This window comes from Falsiroseomonas sp. CW058, from assembly GCF_050563535.1.
GTDB lineage: Bacteria > Pseudomonadota > Alphaproteobacteria > Acetobacterales > Acetobacteraceae > Falsiroseomonas.
Genome location: NZ_JBNXUO010000023.1, coordinates 23,262 through 41,599, shown reverse-complemented (window position 1 = coordinate 41,599; position 18,338 = coordinate 23,262). Strand labels below are relative to the sequence as shown.

Here is an 18,338-nt window from a genome sequence, read left to right as displayed (position 1 = left end):
CGTTGCCGGCGGTCCGCGGCGGCCGGCGCCGGGGACGCGCCGCGCGGGGTGGGCATGACGCCTTCTTCACTGGGGGCGGCCGGGCCGGGGCGGGGGGGGTGTCCATCTCGGCCCTTGCACCGGCGGTCGGGTTAGGTGACCGTCACGGTGCCACCCGGGAAGGACATTCGCGCTTGGCCTATGCGCTGCAGCAGCTGATCAACGGCATCAGCCTCGGCATGATCTACGGCCTGATCGCCGTGGGCTACACGATGGTCTACGGCATCATCGGCATGATCAACTTCGCCCATGGCGACATCTTCATGATCGGCGCCTTCGTGGCCCTCGTCTCGATCGTGATGCTGCTGTCGGGCGGCTTCATGGACGGCCCGGCGGGGATCGTGCTGGTGCTGGCCATCTCCATGGCCTTCACCGCGCTCTACGGCTGGTCGGTGGAACGCATCGCCTACCGCCCGCTGCGCGGCAGCTTCCGCCTGGCGCCGCTGATCAGCGCCATCGGCATGTCGATCGTGCTGCAGAACTTCGTGCAGATCAGCCAGGGCGCCCGGGTGAAGCCGCTGGAGCCGCAGGTGCGCGGCGGGATCGAGCTGATGCGCGAGGGCGACTTCGTGGTCCAGCTCTCCTACATGCAGCTGCTGATCATCTGCACGACGCTGGCGGTGCTGGCGGTGTTCACCTGGCTGGTGACGCGCACGCCGCTCGGCCGCGCCATGCGGGCCTGCGAGCAGGACAGGAAGATGGCGTCCCTGCTCGGCGTCGACACCGACCGCACCATCAGCCTCACCTTCGTCATCGGCGCGGCGCTGGCGGCCTGCGCGGGCACGATGTACCTGCTGCGCTACGGCGTCATCGACTTCTACATCGGCTTCCTCGCGGGGGTGAAGGCCTTCACCGCGGCCGTGCTCGGCGGCATCGGGTCGCTGCCCGGGGCGGTGCTCGGCGGGCTGCTGATCGGGCTGATCGAGACCTTCTGGTCCGCCTATTTCAGCGTGCAGTACAAGGACGTCGCGGCCTTCTCCATCCTCGTGCTGACGCTCATCTTCCTGCCCACCGGGCTGCTCGGCCGGCAGGAGGTCGAGAAGGTATGACCCCTCGCCTCGTTGCATCGCTGAAGGAGGCGGGGGTCGCCACCCTCGTCGCCCTCGGGCTGTTCGTCGTGATGGTCGGGCTGCGCACCGATGTCGGCCCGACCGGCGCGCTGTTCCTGCGCACCCGCTGGGCAGAGGTGGCGGGGCTGTGCGGCCTGGTCTTCGCCGGGCGGCTGGCCATCTCGCTCTGGGGGTTGCGGCCGCAGGGCGGCGGCGCCTCGCCCCGGCGCGCGGCGGCGCTGGCGCGGCTGGGCGCGGTCTTCGCCCCGGCGCTGCTGGCGGCCGCGCTGGTGCTGCCCTTCGTCCCCGGCGTCAACCGCTACGAACTCGACCTCGGCATCCTCGTGCTGACCTATGTGATGCTCGGCTGGGGGCTGAACATCGTGGTCGGCCTCGCCGGCCTGCTCGACCTCGGCTATGTCGCCTTCTACGCGGTCGGTGCCTATTCCTATGCGCTGCTGGCGCAGTATTTCGGGCTGTCCTTCTGGATCTGCCTGCCGCTGGCCGGCATCCTGGCGGCCTTCTGGGGCGTGCTGCTGGGATTTCCCGTGCTGCGCCTGCGCGGGGACTACCTGGCCATCGTCACGCTCGCCTTCGGCGAGATCATCCGCATCGTGCTGCTGAACTGGGTGGAGCTGACCGGCGGGCCGAACGGCATCGGCGGCATCCCGCGCCCCAGCTTCTTCGGCCTGCCCTTCAACATGTCGGGCGAGCCCGGCACCTTCGCCGGCTTCTTCGGGCTGACGCCCGACCCGGTGCACCGCGTCATCTTCCTGTACTACCTGATCCTCGCGCTCGCGCTGCTGACCAACTGGGTCAGCATCCGCATCCGCCGCCAGCCCATCGGCCGCGCCTGGGAAGCCCTGCGGGAGGACGAGGTCGCGTGCCGCGCGCTCGGCATCAACGTCACCACGACGAAGCTGACCGCCTTCGCGCTGGGCGCCATGTTCGGCGGCTTCGCGGGCGCCTTCTTCGCCACGCGGCAGGGCTTCATCAGCCCGGAGAGCTTCACCTTCATCGAAAGCGCCATCATCCTGGCGATCGTCGTGCTCGGCGGCCTCGGCAGCCAGATCGGCGTCGCGGTCGCGGCCATCGTCATGATCGGCGGGTTCGAGCTGTTCCGCGACCTGGAGGAGTGGCGGATGCTGGTCTTCGGCGCGGCGATGGTGGTCATCATGGTACTGCGCCCGCGCGGGCTGGTCGGCAGCCGCACGCCTTCCGTCGCGCTGGGGGAGAAGCGGGCGATCGGCGCCGACCATGTGAGCGAGGGGAAGGGCTGATGTCCGCCGCCCCCGCCGCACCCACGCCGGCCGCCGCCGGCGCCGGCCCCATCCTCGAGGTCGACGCGCTCTGCATGCGCTTCGGCGGGCTGCTCGCCGTGGACACCGCGACCTTCACCGCCCGCCGGGGCGAGATCACGGCCCTGATCGGCCCGAACGGCGCGGGCAAGACCACGGTCTTCAACTGCATCACCGGCTTCTACCGGCCAAGCGCGGGCGCCATCCGCCTGCACGGCCCGGGCGGCGTGGCGGAGCTGCACCGGCTGAAGGACCACCGCATCGCCCGCGCGGGCGTCGCGCGCACCTTCCAGAACATCCGCCTGTTCCCCGGCATGACGGTGCTGGAGAACCTGCTCGTCGCGCAGCACGCCCCCCTGCAGGCCGCGACCGGCTTCGGCATCGGCGCGCTGCTCGGCCTTGGCGGCTACCGCGCGGCGGAAAGGGCGGCGGTCGCACGCGCGGTCGAATGGCTGCGCGCCACCGTGCTGCTGGAACGCGCCGACGACCCGGCCGGCGCCCTGCCCTATGGCGCGCAGCGGCGGCTCGAGATCGCGCGGGCGATGTGCACGGGGCCGTCCCTGCTCTGCCTCGACGAACCGGCGGCGGGGCTGAACCCGCGCGAATCGGATGACCTGGCGCGGCTGCTCATCGCCATCCGGGACGGCACCGCGGCGCCTTCCGCCGCCCCCACCTCCGTCCTGCTGATCGAGCACGACATGGGCATCGTCATGCGCATCTCGGACCATGTGGTGGTGCTGGACCACGGGAAGAAGATCGCGGAGGGACCGCCCAGCCTGGTCCGCAACGACCGCCACGTCATCGCCGCCTATCTCGGCGAGGAGGAGGAGTGAGCGCGCCGATGCTGGAGGTCACGGACCTCGTCGCCAGCTACGGCGCCGTGCAGGCGCTGAAGGGCGTGTCGCTGCATGTGGAGCGGGGCGAGATCGTCACCCTCATCGGCGCCAACGGCGCGGGCAAGTCCACGCTGCTGATGACCATCTGCGGCGACCCGCGCGCGCGGTCCGGCCGCGTGGTGCTGGACGGGCAGGACATCACGGCGCAGCCTACCCACCTCATCATGCGCGGCGGCGTCGCGCAGTCGCCCGAGGGGCGGCGCATCTTCCCCCGCATGACGGTGCTGGAGAACCTGCTGATGGGCGCGCAGGCCATCGGCCATGACCCGGCGCCGGAACTCGCCCGCGTCTTCGCGCTGTTCCCGCGCCTTCAGGAACGCCAGGCGCAGCGCGGCGGCACGCTGTCGGGCGGGGAACAGCAGATGCTCTCGATCGGCCGGGCGCTGATGTCCCGCCCGCGGCTGCTGCTGCTGGACGAACCCTCCCTCGGCCTCGCGCCGCTGGTGGTGCGGCAGATCTTCGCCGCGATCCGGGAACTGAACGAGAAGGAAGGCCTGACCGTGCTGCTGGTCGAGCAGAACGCCAACCAGGCGCTGAGGCTGGCCCATCGCGGCTACGTGCTGGTGACGGGCCGCATCACGATGAGCGGGACCGGCGCGGAACTGCTGGCGCGGCCGGAGATCAGGGACGCCTATCTCGGCGGGGGCCACTGACCGCAGCCGCGCCTCACCCCGGCCGGACCTTCGGATAGACCGGCCCGTAGTAGCGCCGCAGCTCCTCGATCTGCCCCGCGGGCGGCTGGGCGTAGGCGCCGCGGCGGCTGGCGAAGCGCCCGCCCATCAGCCCGTGCAGCTTCACCGCCGCCTGCCCCGCCTGCACCAGCGCCATCGGGCCGCAGAGCACGGGGGTGTCCTTCACCGTCTCGTGGATGCCGGCTTCCGCCAGCAGCACCATGGCGACGCCGACGGCGGGGATCACCACCTCCGCCCCCCGCGCCACGCAGGCTTCCGCCGCCGCGTGGAACTGGCCGAGGATGCGGTCCCGCACCGCGCCCTCGCGGAACGCCTCGTCGAGGTCGACCAGCCGGTCCACCGCCATGCGTTCCACCGCGACGACGCGCGTGGTCATGCCGTAGAGCGCGACATTCTCCTGCACGCGGCTGAAATGCTTGTCGTTCGACACCACCAGCCCGACCGAGACGCCCATCTGGCAGGCGGTGAACAGCGAGGTCTCGCACAGGCCCACCACCGGGATCGTCGCCATCTCCCGCGCCGTGCGCAGGCCGGGGTCGGCGATGTTGCCGAGCAGGACGGCGTCATAGCCCTCCGCCTCGGCGCGGGCGACGTTGTCCAGCACCTCGATCGTCTCGATGAACTCCAGGCGCCGGTACTGGTCGCCGACGCCGCCCCGCTGCTCGATCCCGTGCACGTCGACCTGCGTGCCCGGATCGGCCGCGCGCGCCAGCACGCGCAGCAGCGCCGCCTGGTATTCCGGCCAGGCATCCGGGCGCGTCAGCGACTGGTACCACAGCTTCATGCCCGTCACTCCGCCCGGATGCCGGCGCCGCGGATCACCGCGCCCCAGGACCGGCCCTCGGTCGCCATGCGCTGGGCAAAGGCGTCCACGCTGCCGCCGATCGGCGTCGCGGTCAGCCGGTCCAGCGCGCCGCGCATGCCTTCCGACGCGAGGGCCTCGTTCAGCACGGCGTTCAGGCGCTGCACCAGCTCGGGCGGCATCCCCGCCGGGCCCATCAGCCCCCACCAGACGCTGACATTGAGGTCGGCGACCCCCTGTTCCGCGAAGGTCCGCACCTCCGGCAGCGCGGGATGCCGCCGCGGCGCGAGGACGGCCAGCGCCCGGAACTGCCCGCCGCGGATCAGCGGCAGCGCCTGCGCGATGTTGGTGACCATGACGGAGACGCGGCCCGCCGCCACGTCGGTCATCGCCGGCGCGCCGCCCCGATAGGGCACATGCACCAGGTCGATGCCCGCGCGCAGCTTCAGCAATTCGCTGCCCAGGTGCTCCGTCGTGCCGGACCCGCCGGAGCCATAGGTGAAGTGCCCCGGCCGCGCCTTCGCCAGGGCGACGAAGGCCGCGCCGTCCGCGGCCTCGAACCCCGGTGCGCAGACCAGCACCGACGGCACCTCCCCCACCAGGAAGACCGGCGCAAGCTGCGTCGCGGGGTCGTAGGTCAGCCCGCTGTAGAGATGCGGGTTCGTCACCACGGAAGGGGACGCCATCAGCAGCGTCGTGCCGTCCGGCGCGGACCGCGCGACATGCTCCATCGCGATGTTGCCGCCGCCGCCGGTGCGGTTCTCCACCACCACCGTCTGGCCCAGCCGCTGCGTCAGTTCCTGCGCGACGAGGCGCGCGACGATGTCGACCGCGCCGCCCGCGCCGAAAGGAACGACGATGCGCATGTTGCGCCCGCCCGCGACCTGCTGCGCCTGCCCGCGTGCGACCGGCAGCACCGTGGCGGCCGCGGCCAGCACCGCGCGGCGGGTCACGCCCGCCCGCATCAGAACCTGCATCGTCGTCCCCTCCTCAAGGTCCCGTCCGGCTCAGGCCGCGAAATCCACCGCGTCCGAGGTGGTGAAGGTGGCGAAGCGCTGCATCGTGCGGATCGCCGCCTCGTGGTCCTCGGCCGTGGCCGAGGCGCAGCAATCCTCCAGCACCGTCACCACGTAGTCGCGGTCATGCCCGTCCCGCACCGTGCCCTGCACCACCGCCACGGTCGAGACGCCGGAGCAGACGATGCGCCCGATGCCGTGCGCGCGCAGGATGGCTTCCAGGTTGGTCGCGTAGAAGGGGCTGACGCGGTGCTTCACGATGTCGAAGTCGCCCGGCTGCGGCGCCAGGTCCTTGTGAACCTCGGTCCCCCAGGTGCCGAGCTTGAACAGCCCGTGCTGCTTCGCGCCGTTGAAGATGGCGGAGGTGGACGGCGCCTCGCGGTAGTCGGGCGAGAAGCCGACGCGGACATAGCCCACCGGCACGCCCGCCGCACGCGCCTTCGCGATGGCCTTCGCGGTGCGGCCGATGATGCCGCGCGACTGCACCTGCTGGCCCAGCGGCCCCTTCCCGTTCGGCCCGTCGGCGGAGACCAGGTCGTTCTCCATGTCGAGGACCAGGTAGATCGAACGCATCGGCGATATCCCTTGTGTGATGGCAGTCGGTTGAAGCGTACGCCGCCGGCCCCGGCCAGCCCGGGCGTGCCGGCGCGCCGCTCCTTCAGTCGTCGAGCCGGATGCCCAGCCGTTCCACCCGCGCGCGCCACACCGCGTCATCCTCCGCGATGTAGCGGATGAACCCGGCGCGGTCCTGGCGGTCCGCCACCAGGCCGTTCGGCGTGAGGAAGGCCAGCGCCTCCGGCGCGCGGACGAAGGCCTGCGTCTCCTGCGCGATGCGCTCGGCCACCGCCGCCGGGGTGCCAGGAGGCGCGAGCAGCGCGAGCCAGAGGTCGCCCGCCAGGTTGATTCCCTGTTCGGTCAGCGTCGGCACGTTCGGCACCGCGCTGAAGCGCTGCGCGGTGGCGACGCCGAGGATGGGCAGCCGCCCTCCCTGCCCGATCGCCACCGCGACGGGCAGCATCATCGCATCCACCTGGTCGCCCAGCAGCGCCTGCACGGCCGGGGCCGCGCCCTGGTAGGGGACGTGCTGCATCTCCGTCCGCGTCTCGAACTTCAGCGTCTCCATCATCACCTGGGAGGTGCTGGCCACCCCCCAGGAGGCGAAGGTGAGCGGGTTCGCCGCGCGCGACCGCGCCAGTTCCACGAAGGCCGGCGCCGTCTGCACGCCGAGCCCGGGACGCGTGACGAGGGAGAAGATCAGCCGCGCGACGGCGGAGACCGGCACGAAGCTCTGCGGCTGGTAGGGCAGGCGCCGATAGACGACCGGGTTCACCGAATGGGTGTCGGCCGTCGTGAAGATCAGCGTATGGCCATCGGGGGCCGCCTGCTGCACCGCCTGGCTGCCGAGGATGCCGTTGGCGCCCGGCCGGTTCTCCACCACCACCGGCTGGCCGAGCCGGGGCGAGAGTTCCCGCGCCACCCAGCGCGCGACGAGGTCGGTGGCCCCGCCCGGCGGATAGGCGACGACGAGGCGGATGGGCCGCGTGGGCGCCCAGGCCTGGGCGCTCGCCGCGCGCGGCAGGGTCGCGATGGCGGGCGCGGCGAGCAGGATCGCGCGGCGGGTCGGGTGCTGCGTCATGGATCGGCCTTCCCTATTCGGCGGTGATCCGCGCGGTGCGGATCAGCTCCCCGGTCTCATCGAGCTTGCGCTGGATGTAGGCGCGGAAATCGGCGGGCGTGCCGCCGGCCGGCTCGATGCCGAGATCGGCGAGCCGCGAGGTCACCGCGGGCGTGCGGATGCCAGCATTCACCGCGGCGTTGATCGCCTCGGTCGCGGCGGGCGGCGTGCCGGCGCGGGCGAACAGCCCGAACCAGGACGTGCTCTCGTAGCCCGGCACCCCCGCTTCGGCCACCGTCGGCACGCCCGGCAGCAGCGCGGAGCGCCGCGCGGCGCCGAGCGCGAGCACGCGCAGCTCGCCCGAGCTGATCTGCCCCTGGACGGAGGGATAGTTCTCGAACATCGCATCCACCCGTCCGCCGATGATGTCGGTGGCCGCCGGCGAGGTGCCGCGATAGGGGATGTGGGTCATGTCGAGCCCGCCGCGCCACTTGAACAGCTCCCCGCTCAGATGCGCGAAGGACCCGATCCCGGCCGAGGCGTAGGTCATCCGCCCCGGCGCCGCCTTCGCCTGCGCGACCAGGTCCTGCAAGGTGCGGATCGGGCTGTCGCGTCGCACCACGATGACGGCGGGGCTGTCGCCGACGAAGACCACCGGTTCGAAGTCGCGCAGCGGCTGATAGGGCAGGCGCGGCTGGAGATGGGGGTTGATGGTGACGGGCCCGGGCGTGCCGGCCATCAGCGTGTAGCTATCCGCCGGCGCGTCCAGCACGCGCTGCGCGCCGATGGTGCCGCCCGCGCCGGTCACGTTCTCCGCCACCACGGGCTGGCCCAGGCGCTCGGTCAGGATCTGGGCGCAGAGCCGTGCCAGGATGTCGGTGCTGCCGCCGGCGGCGAAGGGGATGACGATGCGGACCGGCCGCACCGGGAAGCGGTCCTGCGCGGCGGCGCCGCGCGCGGCGAGCGCGGCGGCCGCAAGGCCGAGAAGGGTGCGACGTTCCATCTGTCCTGTTCCTCCCTTGGTCATCACCCCTGCCTACCGATCACCCATCGAGGAGAGGCCGTAGAAATCCAGCAATTCCTTCACCCTGGCGCGGGGCGGCTGCGCCTGGAAGTAGCCGCGGCGGGACGGCTTCGCGCCGGCGATCCGGCGCAGCCCCACCATCATCTCGGCCGCCTTCACCGTGGCCGTCACCGCGTCCAGCACAGGCACGCCGTCCACCTCCGCCACGCCGGCCTTCGCCAGCAGCAGGCAGAGCGGCGCCTCGCCGGGGATGATCACATCGGCGCCGCGCGCGATCAGCGCGCGCGCATCGGCGCGGAACTTCTCCACCAGCGGCGCGGGGTCGCTGGCATAGGCGGCCAGCACGTCGTTGAAGGTGAAGCCCACCTCCTGCGCGCCGAGGAAGCGGGAGGAGAGGCCCATCCGGTCCACGTTGCGCTCCACCGTGCCGGCCATGCCGCGGATGAACAGCAGCACGCCGATCCGCTGGCCGAGCATGGAGGCGGCGAGCATCGCGCTCTCGCCGTAGCCCACCACCGGGATGTCCACCAGGCTGCGGATCTCCTGCAGCGACGGCTCGGGCAGCGTGGTCAGCGCGAAGGCGTCGAAGCCCTGCTCCTCGGCGGCGATGGCGCCCAGCACGAATTGCTGCGAATGCAGCGTCTGGAAATACGCGTACATGATGTCGTTGCCGGGATATTCGGTCTGGTAGCTGCGCGGGTGCATCCCGTGCATCGCCACCTCCGTCCCCGGCGCGCAGGCGCGGGCCAGGTGCGCCTGCATCGCCGCGGCATAGGGCGGCAGGTTCTCCAGCACCGTGAAGCTGTGGTGCCAGATGCGGATCGGCTTCGCTTCGCTCATCTCAGTCGCTCCACATGCCGCCATTGACGTCGAGGACCTCGCCCGTGATGAAGCCGGTCTCCGGCCCGGCGAGGAAGGCGATGGCGGCCGCCACCTCCTCCGCCCGGCCCATCCGCCCGACCGGGATCAGCGCCTTCAGCGCGGCGGGGAAGTTGGTTGTCATGGCCGAGGCGACGGGTCCCGGCGCCACGGCGTTCACCGTGATGCCGTCGGGCGCGAGTTCGCGCGCCAGGAAGAAGGTCATGGCATGGACGCCGGCCTTGGACACGCCATAGGCCACGTTGCTCGCCCGGTCCTGCTCCGCGCGGTCGATCCAGGGGCGGGCATTGCCGCCGTTCTTGCCGATGATCGAGCCGATGTTGACGATCCGCCCATGGCCGTTGGCGCGCATCGCCGGAATGGCCGCCTGGCAGCAGAGAAAGGTGCCCTTGAGGTTTACCGCGATCACGCGGTCCCACTCCGCCTCCTCCAGCGTCGCCGCCGCGCCCATCGAGACGGTGCCCGCGACGTTGACGAGGATGTCGAGCCGCCCGTGATGCGCGACCGTGGCCGCCATCATCGCCCGCACGCTGTCGCTGCGGGTGACGTCCACCGCCAGGTTCAGCGCGCCCGCGACCTGCGGCGCGCGCAGGTCCGCCAGGGCCAGCCGCGCGCCGCGGGCCGCCAGCGCCGCGGCCGTCGCGCCGCCGATGCCGCCCGCGGCGCCGGTGACCAGCGCGACCCGGCCTTCGAGCGTTCTCATGCGTCGTTGCGCCGCGCCAGTGCATCGGCGCCCGCGATGCGCCCGAAGACCAGTCCCTTCAGCACCGATGTCGCGCCGGTATAGGTGCCGTAATAGGTGCCGACGATCTCTCCCGCCGCGTAGAGCCCGGGGATGGGATCGCCGCCGCCGTCCAGCACGCGCGCCTGCTGGTCGATCTTCACGCCGCCGAAGGTGAAGACATTGGCCGAGATGATGGGATAGGCGTGGAAGGGCGGCTCGGCGATCGGCACCGCCCAGTTGGACTTGCGGGGATCGAGCCCCTGGGTCGCGAGGCCGTCGAGTTGCAGCGGCTTCCATTCGCCCGCCACGCAGGCGGCGTTGTACTCGGCGACCGTCCGCGCCAGCGCGGCTTCCGGCAGGCCGATGGCGCGGGCGAGGCCCCCGATGCTGTCGGATGCGATCGGCGGCTGGTCGGTGCGAAGGCCGAGCCGGTAGTTCGGGATGGCCTGGTGGCGCGCATCCAGCACCACCCAGGCGATCCCGTCGCGCTGTTCGAAGATGCGGCGCGTCACGCTCTCATAGGTCGCGTCCACCGTGCCCGGTGCCTCGTCCGTGAAGCGCCGGCCGTCCTTGTTCACCAGGATGCCGTAGGGGAAGATGAAGACCGAGGGTTCGGCGATGGAGGAACGGGGATCGACCGGCTCGGCATGGTAGCTGCCGAAGTCGCCACCGCCCGCGGCGCCGATCTCCAGCGCCATCTGGATCCCCTCGCCGCGGTTGAAGTGCCCGCCCTTGCAGATCGGGCGCAGGAAGACGGAGCGCGGGCCCATGTAGCGGGACAGCATCTCCGGATTGCCCTCGAAGCCGCCGCAGGCCAGCACCACCGCGCCGCGCAGCGTCTGCGCGCGCCCCGCCCGGCGCACCACCAGGCCGGTGACGCGCCCGTCCTCGTCCACCGCCAGCCTCTGCGCCGAGGTCTCGTAGCGGAACGCGACGCCAAGCTGCTCGGCCCGCGCCGCCAGTGCCTCCACCAGCGCGGCGCCGCCGCCCACCGGCAGAAGCCGAGGCTGCGACTTCGTCAGGAACTGCGTCGGCAGGAAGTCGAAGCGCACGCCCATGCCCTTGAGCCAGGCGATGGTCGGCCCGGCCTGGGCGGCGAATTCGCCCACCACGTCGGGATCGACCGAGGAAAGCGCGCGCGCATGGCCCGCGCGGTCCCGCGCCGGGCGTGCCAGCTCCATGGCCAGGGCGGGTTCGGCATAGGGAAGCGCGCCGTTCTCGGCCAGGTGGGTCTCGAAGTCGTCGGTGACCTCGCTCTCGCTCTTCATGCGGAGATAGGCCTCGGTGTAGCGGCTCTGGCCGCCGCGCTCCTCGCGCGGGGCGCGTTCCACCACCACCACGCGGCCGCCGGCCTCGGCGGCGCTGACGGCGGCCGAAAGCCCTGCCACCCCGCAGCCCGCGACGACCAGGTCGAAGACATCATCCGCCATCAGCCGCCACCCGCCTTCCCGTGCGTTCCCCCGCAGCCCCCCGCTACACGGCGGGCCTGCGGCGCGGAGGCTAGCACCGGGCGCGCGCCGGCAAAGCCCGGCCCGCGGGCGAAAGGTGCTTTCGGAATTCCCGTGCTTGCGCCGGGACCTGGACCCGAGTGGCCCAGACTGTGTCCGGGCCACTCGGGTCCAGCCCCTCGTGAGCCCGGCGATTCACGCCCCCACCATGCCCGCCTTCGGCGTGCAGGGTGGGGGCGATCGCGGGCTAGCCGTCCGGCAGCCCAGCCATCGCCCGCACCTCCGCCGGGCTGCGGCCGGCATCGCGCAGATCCCGCAGCGTGGCCGCGCGGTCGCGCTTGGCCAGCCGCCGCCCGCTCGCATCGGTCAGCAGGGGGTGGTGGGCATAGGCGGGCTCCGGCCAGCCCATCAGCGACTGGATCAGCCGGTGCAGGTCGGTCGCGGCTTGCAGGTCCTCCCCGCGGGTGATCAGGGTGACGCCCTGGCGCGAATCGTCATGCGTGACGCAGAGATGGTAGCTCGCCGGCGCGTCCTTGCGGGCCAGCACCGCATCGCCGAAGCGCGCGGGGTCGCAGCGCAGCCTTCCCCGCCCCTCCTCGTGGAAGGAAAGGTCGGGCGGCGATTCGGCCAGGGCGCGCGCCATGTCGAGCCGCAGCGCATGCGGCTCCCCCGCCGCGACACGCGCCGCCCGCGCCGCGGGGGATAGGCGCCGGCAGGTGCCGGGATAGGGCGCGCCATCCGGCCCGTGCGGCGCCGCCGCGCTCGCCGCCACTTCGCGCGCGATGTCCGCGCGGGTGCAGAAGCAGGGATAGAGCAGGCCGCGCCCCGCCAGCCCGTCCAGCGCCGCGCGGTACTCCGCCAGGTGGCGCGACTGCACCCGCACCTCCCCGTCCCAGTCGAGGCCGAGCCAGGCCAGGTCCTCCAGGATCGCCGCGGCGAAGTCTGGGCGGCAGCGGCCGGGGTCGATGTCCTCGATCCGCAGCAGGAAGCGGCCGCCGGCGGCACGGGCCCTCCGCCAGCCCCGCAGCGCCGAATGGGCGTGGCCGAGATGGAGGAAGCCCGTCGGGCTGGGCGCGAAGCGGGTGACGATCTCGGCGGGCATGGCCATGTTGCGGGGGTTAGGGCAAGCGGGACGCGAAGGCGATGGCGGATGCGTGGCAGGGGCCGTCCTGGGGCCCGGCGGCGGGCGGCGCCCCGCGGAAGCTGGTGCTGCTGCTGCACGGGCTCGGCGCCGACGGGTTCGACCTGATCGACCTTGCCCCCGGCTGGGGCCGGGCGGTGCCGGAGGCGCTGTTCCTCGCGCCCCATGCGCCGGAGCCCTGCGACCTCGCCCCCCATGGCCGGCAGTGGTTCAGCCTGGCGGACCGGACGCCGGCGCGGGTGCTGGCGGGGGTCCGGGTGGCGGCCGATGCGCTTGGCGCGCGGATCGACGCGGAGCTTGCGCGGCATGGCCTGCGCGACGGCGACATGGCGCTGATGGGCTTCAGCCAGGGCGCCATGACGGCACTGTTCACGGCGCTGCGGCGCCGCGCCACGCCGGCCTGCGTGCTCGCCTTCTCCGGCGCGCTGCCGGGGGCGGAGCTTCCGGCCGCCGAGGTCACGGCCCGCCCGCCGGTCCTGCTGGTGCATGGCGAGGCGGACGAGGTGGTGCCGCCCGCCCGCGGCCGGGAGGCCGAGTCGGCCCTGCGTGCGATGGGGGTGGAGGTGGAGGCGGCGTATCGCCCGGGTCTCGGCCACGGCATCGACGAGGTGGGGGTGAGCCTCGGCGCGCTGACGCTCCAGCGCCATCTCGGGGCCGGAAGGTGAAGCCTGCATGACGTGTTGACCCTGGCCCGTTGCGCGCTGCGGCATGGGCTGGCATGAAGGTCGCAGCAACGCGGTGATGCCACAGTATCTGGGGCCATCCTGACGTGTTCGGCCCCAGGGCTTGGCGGACCGCCTCGGAACGGGGAGCGGCGCTTGCCTGACGGCGGTCACATCGCATCCGGGTTCAACGGCAGCCAGACCTTTCCTGCGCTCGTGCTGAACGCCGATTTCCGGCCGCTGTCCTATTTCCCGCTCTCCGTCTGGGCATGGCAGGACGCGGTGAAGGCCGTGTTCCTCGACCGCGTCTCGGTCCTGTCGGAATACGAGACGCTGGTCCATTCGCCGAGCCTGACGATGCGCCTGCCCAGCGTGATCGCGCTGAAGGACTACATCCCCGCCGCGCGGCGGCCGGCCTTCACCCGGTTCAACGTCTTCCTGCGCGACAGCTTCGAATGCCAGTACTGCGGCCGGCCGCAGCCGACCCAGGACCTGACCTTCGACCATGTCATCCCCCGCAGCCGCGGCGGCCGCACCACCTGGGACAACGTCGTCACCGCCTGCGGCCCGTGCAACCTGCGCAAGGGCAACAAGCTGCCGCGCGAATGCCACATGCTGCCCCGCCTGCAGCCCCGCCAGCCGACGAGCTGGGAGTTGCAGGAGAACGGCCGCAGCTTCCCGCCCAACTACCTGCATGAAAGCTGGCGGGACTACCTGTACTGGGATTCGGAACTGGAAAGCTGAGGGAAGCCGGGCCTACACCCGCTCGCTCACCCGGATCGCCACCCGGCAGCCCGCCTTGATCGCGGCGCTCAGCAGCCGGTAGGCGGGGGCCTGCTCGGCCTCGTGCTCCAGGCCGATGTCGCGGTGCTCCAACTCCTCGGCGCGGAACCGCTCGATCGTGGCGCGCAGATCCACCTCGTCCTCGCCCAGCGCCTCGGCCTGGGCGCGGTAATGCTCGTCGATCGCCTCCTCCACCGCCACCGTGCAGGCCATGGCGGCGCGGTGGCCAAGCAGCGCGGTGCCGGCGCCGAGCACGAAGCCGGCCACATGCCACAGCGGCAGCAGCGCGGTGGGGCGCACGCGGCGGCGGCCGATGGCGCGGCTGAAATAGTCCAGGTGGACCTGTTCCTGCGCCTTCATGTGCTGCAGCACCGGCCCGTGCCGCGTGCGGCCGAGCACGGCGAGCTGCCCTTCGTAGATGCGCTTCGCGCCGTATTCGCCGGCATGGTCCACGCGGATGGTGCGGGCCACCACCTCCCTCGGCGTCGGGTCGCCCGGCAGCCGGTCCTCGGCGGTACGTCTCGCGCTCATGCCCTTTTCCCCGCGGCGCGGAAGGCGAAGGCCGCCAGCGCCAGGGCATAGATCAGGTTCATCGCCGGGATGGAAAGGGGCAGGCCGGGGATCAGGTAGGTCGGGGCGTCGCAGGGCTTGTCAGGCCGCGGGGCGAGGCTGCGCATCAGGTCCTCCACCGTCGCGCCGGGGGTGGCGCCGGCGGCCTGGCAGGAAGGCAGCGGCGACGGCCACCACCCCTGCTCCACCCCGACATGCAGCACCGCGATGGCGCCCGAGGCCAGCACCGCCAGCGCGGCCGCCCTCAGCGCCCGGCCCTGCCACGGCGCCGGCAGCGCCGCCGCGGCCACCGCCAGCCCCGCCGCCACCCAGTAGGGCCAGCGCTGCCAGAGGCACAGCGCGCAGGGCGCAAGGCCGGGCCAGATCTCGCTGCCGCGGGCGATCAGCGGCGCCGCGGCGGCCAGGGCGGCGACGAGAAGGGCGGTTGGCATGCGCGGAAGATGCCGCCTGACCCGGCGTTGCCGCAACCGGACCCCACCCCTACCCTGTGCAACGAACCGCAACGGGGGGACCGTCCATGCTGCGCATCTGGGGCCGCAACAACTCGTCCAACGTGATGAAGGTGCTCTGGCTGTGCGAGGAGCTGGACATCCACTTCGAACGCATCGACGCCGGCGGCGCCTTCGGCCGCACGCGGGAGCCCGAGTACCTCGCGAAGAACCCCAACGCCCTGGTGCCGACCATCGAGGAGCCGGACGGCTTCACCCTGTGGGAGAGCAACGCCATCCTGCGCTACCTCGCCCGGACGCGCGCTCCGGGGCACCCGATCTATCCCGCCGATCCGCGCATCGCCGCCGATTGCGACCGCTGGATGGACTGGCAGCTCGGCACGCTGAACCCGCCGATGACCACGGTCTTCTTCACCTATGTCCGCATCCCCGAGGCCGAGCGCGACTACCCCGCCACCCACAAGGCGCGCGACGCGGCCGAACGCCTGTGGCGGATGGTGGAGGCGCAGCTGGCGGGGCGGGACTTCCTCTGCGGCGCGGGGCTGACGACCGCCGACATCGCGCTCGGCATCTACGTCCATCGCTGGTTCGAACTGCCGATCCAGCGCCCGGACCTGCCGGCGCTGCGCGCCTGGTACGACCGCATCCGCGCGCGCCCGGGCTATGCGAAGCACTGCGCCGGCCGGCTGAGCTGAGGCGCCCGCGCTGGACCCGAGTAGCCACGACTGTGTCCGGGCCACTCGGGTCCAGCCTTTCGCGAGCCCGGCGATTCACACCCTCACCATGCCCGCCTTCGGCATGCACGGTGGGGGCGATCGCGGGCTACCGCGCGGCGCCGGGCACCCAGGCGACGTCGCCCGCGCCGTTGCCGTTCAGGCGCCGCGACAGCACGAACAGGTGGTCCGACAGGCGGTTGAGGTAGCGCACGGCTGCGGGGTTCACCTCCTCCGCCGCGGCGAGCGTCACCACCAGCCGCTCCGCCCGGCGCACCACGGTGCGCGCAAGGTGCGCCTGCGCCGCGCCCGGCGTGCCGCCGGGCAGCACGAAGCTGCGCAGCGGGGGGATGGCCGCGTTCATCTCCGCCACCTCCGCCTCCAGCCGCAGGCACTGGGAATCGCTGACCCGCAGCCGGTCGCCGCCCGTGCCCGGCACGCAGAGATCGGCGCCGAGGTCGAACAGGTCGTTCTGCACCCGCGCCAGCATCGCATCCGCGGCCATGTCGCCCGCCAGGTGCAGCCGCACCAGGCCGATCGTGGCATTGGCCTCGTCCACCGTGCCATAGGCCTCGACCCGCAGCGCGTCCTTGCGCACCCGCGACCCGTCGCCGAGCGAGGTCTCCCCCCGGTCGCCGCCCCGTGTCGTGATCACGTCCAGCTTCACCAACGGCGTGTCCCCTCAAGCGTGAAGATCACCGGCACCGAGACGACGGCCGGCACCGGCCTGCCATCCTGCATCGCCGGCTCGAACCGCCAGCGCCGCACCGCCGCCTCCGCCGAGCGGTCGAGCGCGGCGAAACCGGAGGTGGCGAGCAGCGAGACTTCGGCAACCCTCCCCTCCCCGTCCACCCGTACCAGCAGCGTCACCCGCCCCTGTTCGCCCCGCAGGCGGCTGGCATGGGGGTATTCCGGCGCCGGGTTCACCGCACCGCCGAGCGGCCTTGCCTGGCTGACGGCGCCGAGCGCGAGCGCGGCGCCCGCCGCCTGCGGCGGGGACCAGACCGCCTCGGCCGGTGCCGTCCCGGCCGGTGCGGGGGCGGCAGGCCGCGGCGGCGCCGGCGCGCGTGGACGCGGCGTGGCGGAAGGCCGCGGCGGCGGTTCGGCTGGCGGGGGCGGGATGGGTGCGGCCGGCCCGGCCACCGGCGGGGCTTCGGCCGGGCCAGGCGGCCGGGTGGGTGGGGGAAGCGCCGCCAGGGTGTTGGGCGGCAGCATGGCCGGTGGCGCCGGCAGCGGGTCCGGCGGCGACGCGCCAGGGGCAGCAGGCATGGCAGCAGGCATGGCAGCAGCCAGGACAGCGGGAGGCAGGGGTGCCGCGGGCTGGGGTGGGGCCGCCGCGACGGGCGGCTGCGGCGGGGCCTGCGGCAGCGGTGGCGCCGGCGGAAGGTCGGGCGGCGGCGCGGGCAAGGGACCGGCATCGGCCACATCCCCGGCGCCCTCCTCCGGCCGGTCCCAGACCAGCGTCACCCCCTGTTCCGCGACCGGCGCCGGCCGCGGCTGCGGCGCAGGCAGCAGCATCGCCGCCAGCGCCGCGCCGTGCAGCGCCAGCGAGGCGCCGATCCAGCCGGCGGCGCGCCGGCCGGCCGGGGCTGCGACGGCCGGCCCTGGGGGCCGGGGCGCATCCGCGGCCCGCGCGGTCACAGCACCAGCACGCCCCGGTGCTTCGCCTTGCCCTCGGGCTCGACATGGATGGTGATGACGGCGGTCTCCAGTTCCGCCTTCAGCGCGCCCTCGATCCGGTCGCAGATCTCATGCGCCGCCGTCACCGTCATGTCGCCCGGGACCACCAGGTGGAACTCCACGAAGGTGAAGCGGCCGGAATGGCGGGTGCGGAGGTCATGCGCCTCGATCGCGCCTTCGGCATGCCCGGCGACCAGGCCGCGTATCCGCGCCAGGCGATCGGCCGGCACCGCCTCGTCCATCAGGCCGCCCACGGATTCGCGCATCAGCCGCCAGCCGGAAAACAGGATGTTCACCGCCGTCAGCGCCGCCAGCAGCGGGTCGAGCCACAGCACCCCGGTCAGCGCCACCAGCGCCACCCCCACCAGCACGCCGGCCGAGGTCACGACATCCGCCAGCAGGTGCCGCGCATCGGCCAGCAGCGCCGGCGACCGCGCGGCCCGCCCGCGGCGGAACAGCACGCCCGACCAGATGGCGTTCACCGTGGTGGCGACCGCCGCGACCAGCAGGCCCGCCGGCGCCTGGCCGGGTGCGCGGGGATTCTGGTAGGCGACCCAGGCCTCGTTCAGGATCAGCAGGGCGGCGAGGACGATCAGCGCGCCTTCCAGCACCGCCGAGAAGTATTCGGCCTTTGCGTGGCCATAGGGATGGTTGGCATCGGGCGGCAGGGCGGAAAAGCGCACCGCCGCCAGCGCCGCCACCGCCGCCGCCACGTTCACCACCGATTCCAGCGCATCGGCGAACAGCGCCACGCTGCCCGTCAGCCACCAGGCCCCGGTCTTGAGGGCGAGCACCACCAGGGCCACCACCACGGAGGTCGCGGCGATGCTCTCGGTGCGGGTCATGGCAGGCGGCTCG

At 72.9% G+C, this 18,338-nt stretch carries 21 protein-coding genes; 7 read left to right on the top strand and 14 right to left on the bottom strand.

Translation table 11 applies throughout. The annotated features are described in order from the left end of the window. The first annotated feature begins 173 nt into the window (after positions 1–173). Genes ACK8OX_RS17710 through ACK8OX_RS17695 form a run of 4 tightly spaced genes read left to right on the top strand, consistent with a single transcriptional unit; the run spans position 174 to position 3,935 of the window. On the top strand, positions 174–1,088 hold the full coding sequence (locus tag ACK8OX_RS17710; RefSeq protein ID WP_430665552.1) for a branched-chain amino acid ABC transporter permease: 915 nt from the start codon (positions 174–176) through the stop codon (positions 1,086–1,088). Continuing rightward, positions 1,085–2,368 carry a high-affinity branched-chain amino acid ABC transporter permease LivM gene (gene livM, locus ACK8OX_RS17705; protein WP_430665551.1) on the top strand — a complete coding sequence of 428 codons (1,284 nt, stop codon included), beginning with the start codon at positions 1,085–1,087 and terminating at the stop codon, positions 2,366–2,368. Before ACK8OX_RS17710 ends, livM begins: the two co-directional genes overlap by 4 nt. Next, the gene (locus tag ACK8OX_RS17700) at positions 2,368–3,219 is read left to right on the top strand and encodes an ABC transporter ATP-binding protein (RefSeq protein WP_430665550.1); all 852 of its coding nucleotides are present in this window, start codon (positions 2,368–2,370) and stop codon (positions 3,217–3,219) included. The genes livM and ACK8OX_RS17700 overlap by 1 nt, the downstream gene beginning before the upstream one ends. An 8-nt stretch (positions 3,220–3,227) precedes the next feature. Further along, complete coding sequence (locus tag ACK8OX_RS17695) at positions 3,228–3,935, top strand: ABC transporter ATP-binding protein (protein ID WP_430665549.1); 708 nt, start codon at positions 3,228–3,230, stop codon at positions 3,933–3,935. Between the two features lie 13 nt (positions 3,936–3,948). Here ACK8OX_RS17695 and ACK8OX_RS17690 read toward each other — a convergent pair whose 3' ends face one another. The 9 genes from ACK8OX_RS17690 to gluQRS form a co-directional block, all read right to left on the bottom strand. Continuing rightward, positions 3,949–4,758, bottom strand: a complete 810-nt coding sequence (locus ACK8OX_RS17690; RefSeq protein WP_430665590.1) for an aspartate/glutamate racemase family protein — start codon at positions 4,756–4,758, stop codon at positions 3,949–3,951. A 5-nt stretch (positions 4,759–4,763) separates the two neighbouring features. Next, positions 4,764–5,753 (bottom strand): Bug family tripartite tricarboxylate transporter substrate binding protein, encoded by a 990-nt coding sequence (locus ACK8OX_RS17685; protein WP_430665548.1) that lies wholly within the window; start codon positions 5,751–5,753, stop codon positions 4,764–4,766. A gap of 30 nt (positions 5,754–5,783) precedes the next feature. Further along, complete coding sequence (locus ACK8OX_RS17680; RefSeq protein ID WP_430665547.1) at positions 5,784–6,365, bottom strand: cysteine hydrolase family protein; 582 nt, start codon at positions 6,363–6,365, stop codon at positions 5,784–5,786. 85 nt (positions 6,366–6,450) lie between these two features. After that, positions 6,451–7,428, bottom strand: a complete 978-nt coding sequence (locus ACK8OX_RS17675; protein ID WP_430665546.1) for a Bug family tripartite tricarboxylate transporter substrate binding protein — start codon at positions 7,426–7,428, stop codon at positions 6,451–6,453. 13 nt (positions 7,429–7,441) lie between these two features. Then, positions 7,442–8,410, bottom strand: coding sequence for a Bug family tripartite tricarboxylate transporter substrate binding protein (locus ACK8OX_RS17670; protein WP_430665545.1), 969 nt, complete (start codon positions 8,408–8,410; stop codon positions 7,442–7,444). Between the two features lie 33 nt (positions 8,411–8,443). After that, complete coding sequence (locus tag ACK8OX_RS17665; protein ID WP_430665544.1) at positions 8,444–9,271, bottom strand: aspartate/glutamate racemase family protein; 828 nt, start codon at positions 9,269–9,271, stop codon at positions 8,444–8,446. Position 9,272: 1 nt separating this feature from the next. Beyond that, on the bottom strand, positions 9,273–10,013 hold the full coding sequence (locus ACK8OX_RS17660; RefSeq protein WP_430665543.1) for an SDR family NAD(P)-dependent oxidoreductase: 741 nt from the start codon (positions 10,011–10,013) through the stop codon (positions 9,273–9,275). Next, the gene (locus tag ACK8OX_RS17655) at positions 10,010–11,464 is read right to left on the bottom strand and encodes an FAD-binding protein (protein WP_430665542.1); all 1,455 of its coding nucleotides are present in this window, start codon (positions 11,462–11,464) and stop codon (positions 10,010–10,012) included. Before ACK8OX_RS17655 ends, ACK8OX_RS17660 begins: the two co-directional genes overlap by 4 nt. A gap of 265 nt (positions 11,465–11,729) precedes the next feature. After that, positions 11,730–12,584 carry a tRNA glutamyl-Q(34) synthetase GluQRS gene (gene gluQRS, locus ACK8OX_RS17650; protein ID WP_430665589.1) on the bottom strand — a complete coding sequence of 285 codons (855 nt, stop codon included), beginning with the start codon at positions 12,582–12,584 and terminating at the stop codon, positions 11,730–11,732. A 41-nt stretch (positions 12,585–12,625) separates the two neighbouring features. On the opposite strand from gluQRS, the gene ACK8OX_RS17645 reads away from it, so the two are divergent. Continuing rightward, the gene (locus tag ACK8OX_RS17645; protein WP_430665541.1) at positions 12,626–13,288 is read left to right on the top strand and encodes an alpha/beta hydrolase; all 663 of its coding nucleotides are present in this window, start codon (positions 12,626–12,628) and stop codon (positions 13,286–13,288) included. 153 nt (positions 13,289–13,441) lie between these two features. Beyond that, positions 13,442–14,029 carry an HNH endonuclease gene (locus ACK8OX_RS17640; protein ID WP_430665540.1) on the top strand — a complete coding sequence of 196 codons (588 nt, stop codon included), beginning with the start codon at positions 13,442–13,444 and terminating at the stop codon, positions 14,027–14,029. A gap of 12 nt (positions 14,030–14,041) precedes the next feature. Here the strand turns inward: ACK8OX_RS17640 and ACK8OX_RS17635 are convergent, their stop codons facing one another. Together ACK8OX_RS17635 and ACK8OX_RS17630 are read right to left on the bottom strand one after the other, a co-directional pair. Continuing rightward, on the bottom strand, positions 14,042–14,599 hold the full coding sequence (locus tag ACK8OX_RS17635; RefSeq protein WP_430665539.1) for a demethoxyubiquinone hydroxylase family protein: 558 nt from the start codon (positions 14,597–14,599) through the stop codon (positions 14,042–14,044). After that, positions 14,596–15,069 carry a disulfide bond formation protein B gene (locus ACK8OX_RS17630; RefSeq protein WP_430665538.1) on the bottom strand — a complete coding sequence of 158 codons (474 nt, stop codon included), beginning with the start codon at positions 15,067–15,069 and terminating at the stop codon, positions 14,596–14,598. Before ACK8OX_RS17630 ends, ACK8OX_RS17635 begins: the two co-directional genes overlap by 4 nt. Before the next feature lie 86 nt (positions 15,070–15,155). Between ACK8OX_RS17630 and ACK8OX_RS17625 the strand changes: the two genes are divergently transcribed. Further along, positions 15,156–15,782, top strand: a complete 627-nt coding sequence (locus ACK8OX_RS17625) for a glutathione S-transferase family protein (RefSeq protein WP_430665537.1) — start codon at positions 15,156–15,158, stop codon at positions 15,780–15,782. A 127-nt stretch (positions 15,783–15,909) separates the two neighbouring features. Here the strand turns inward: ACK8OX_RS17625 and ACK8OX_RS17620 are convergent, their stop codons facing one another. The 3 genes from ACK8OX_RS17620 to ACK8OX_RS17610 are packed head-to-tail and all read right to left on the bottom strand — an operon-like array spanning position 15,910 to position 18,325. Next, positions 15,910–16,470: a cob(I)yrinic acid a,c-diamide adenosyltransferase gene (locus ACK8OX_RS17620; RefSeq protein ID WP_430665536.1), complete on the bottom strand. Its 561-nt coding sequence runs from the start codon at positions 16,468–16,470 to the stop codon at positions 15,910–15,912. Next, positions 16,464–17,441, bottom strand: a complete 978-nt coding sequence (locus tag ACK8OX_RS17615) for an energy transducer TonB (RefSeq protein ID WP_430665535.1) — start codon at positions 17,439–17,441, stop codon at positions 16,464–16,466. Before ACK8OX_RS17615 ends, ACK8OX_RS17620 begins: the two co-directional genes overlap by 7 nt. After that, positions 17,438–18,325, bottom strand: a complete 888-nt coding sequence (locus ACK8OX_RS17610; protein WP_430665534.1) for a cation diffusion facilitator family transporter — start codon at positions 18,323–18,325, stop codon at positions 17,438–17,440. The genes ACK8OX_RS17615 and ACK8OX_RS17610 overlap by 4 nt, the downstream gene beginning before the upstream one ends. Positions 18,326–18,338 lie beyond the last annotated feature (13 nt).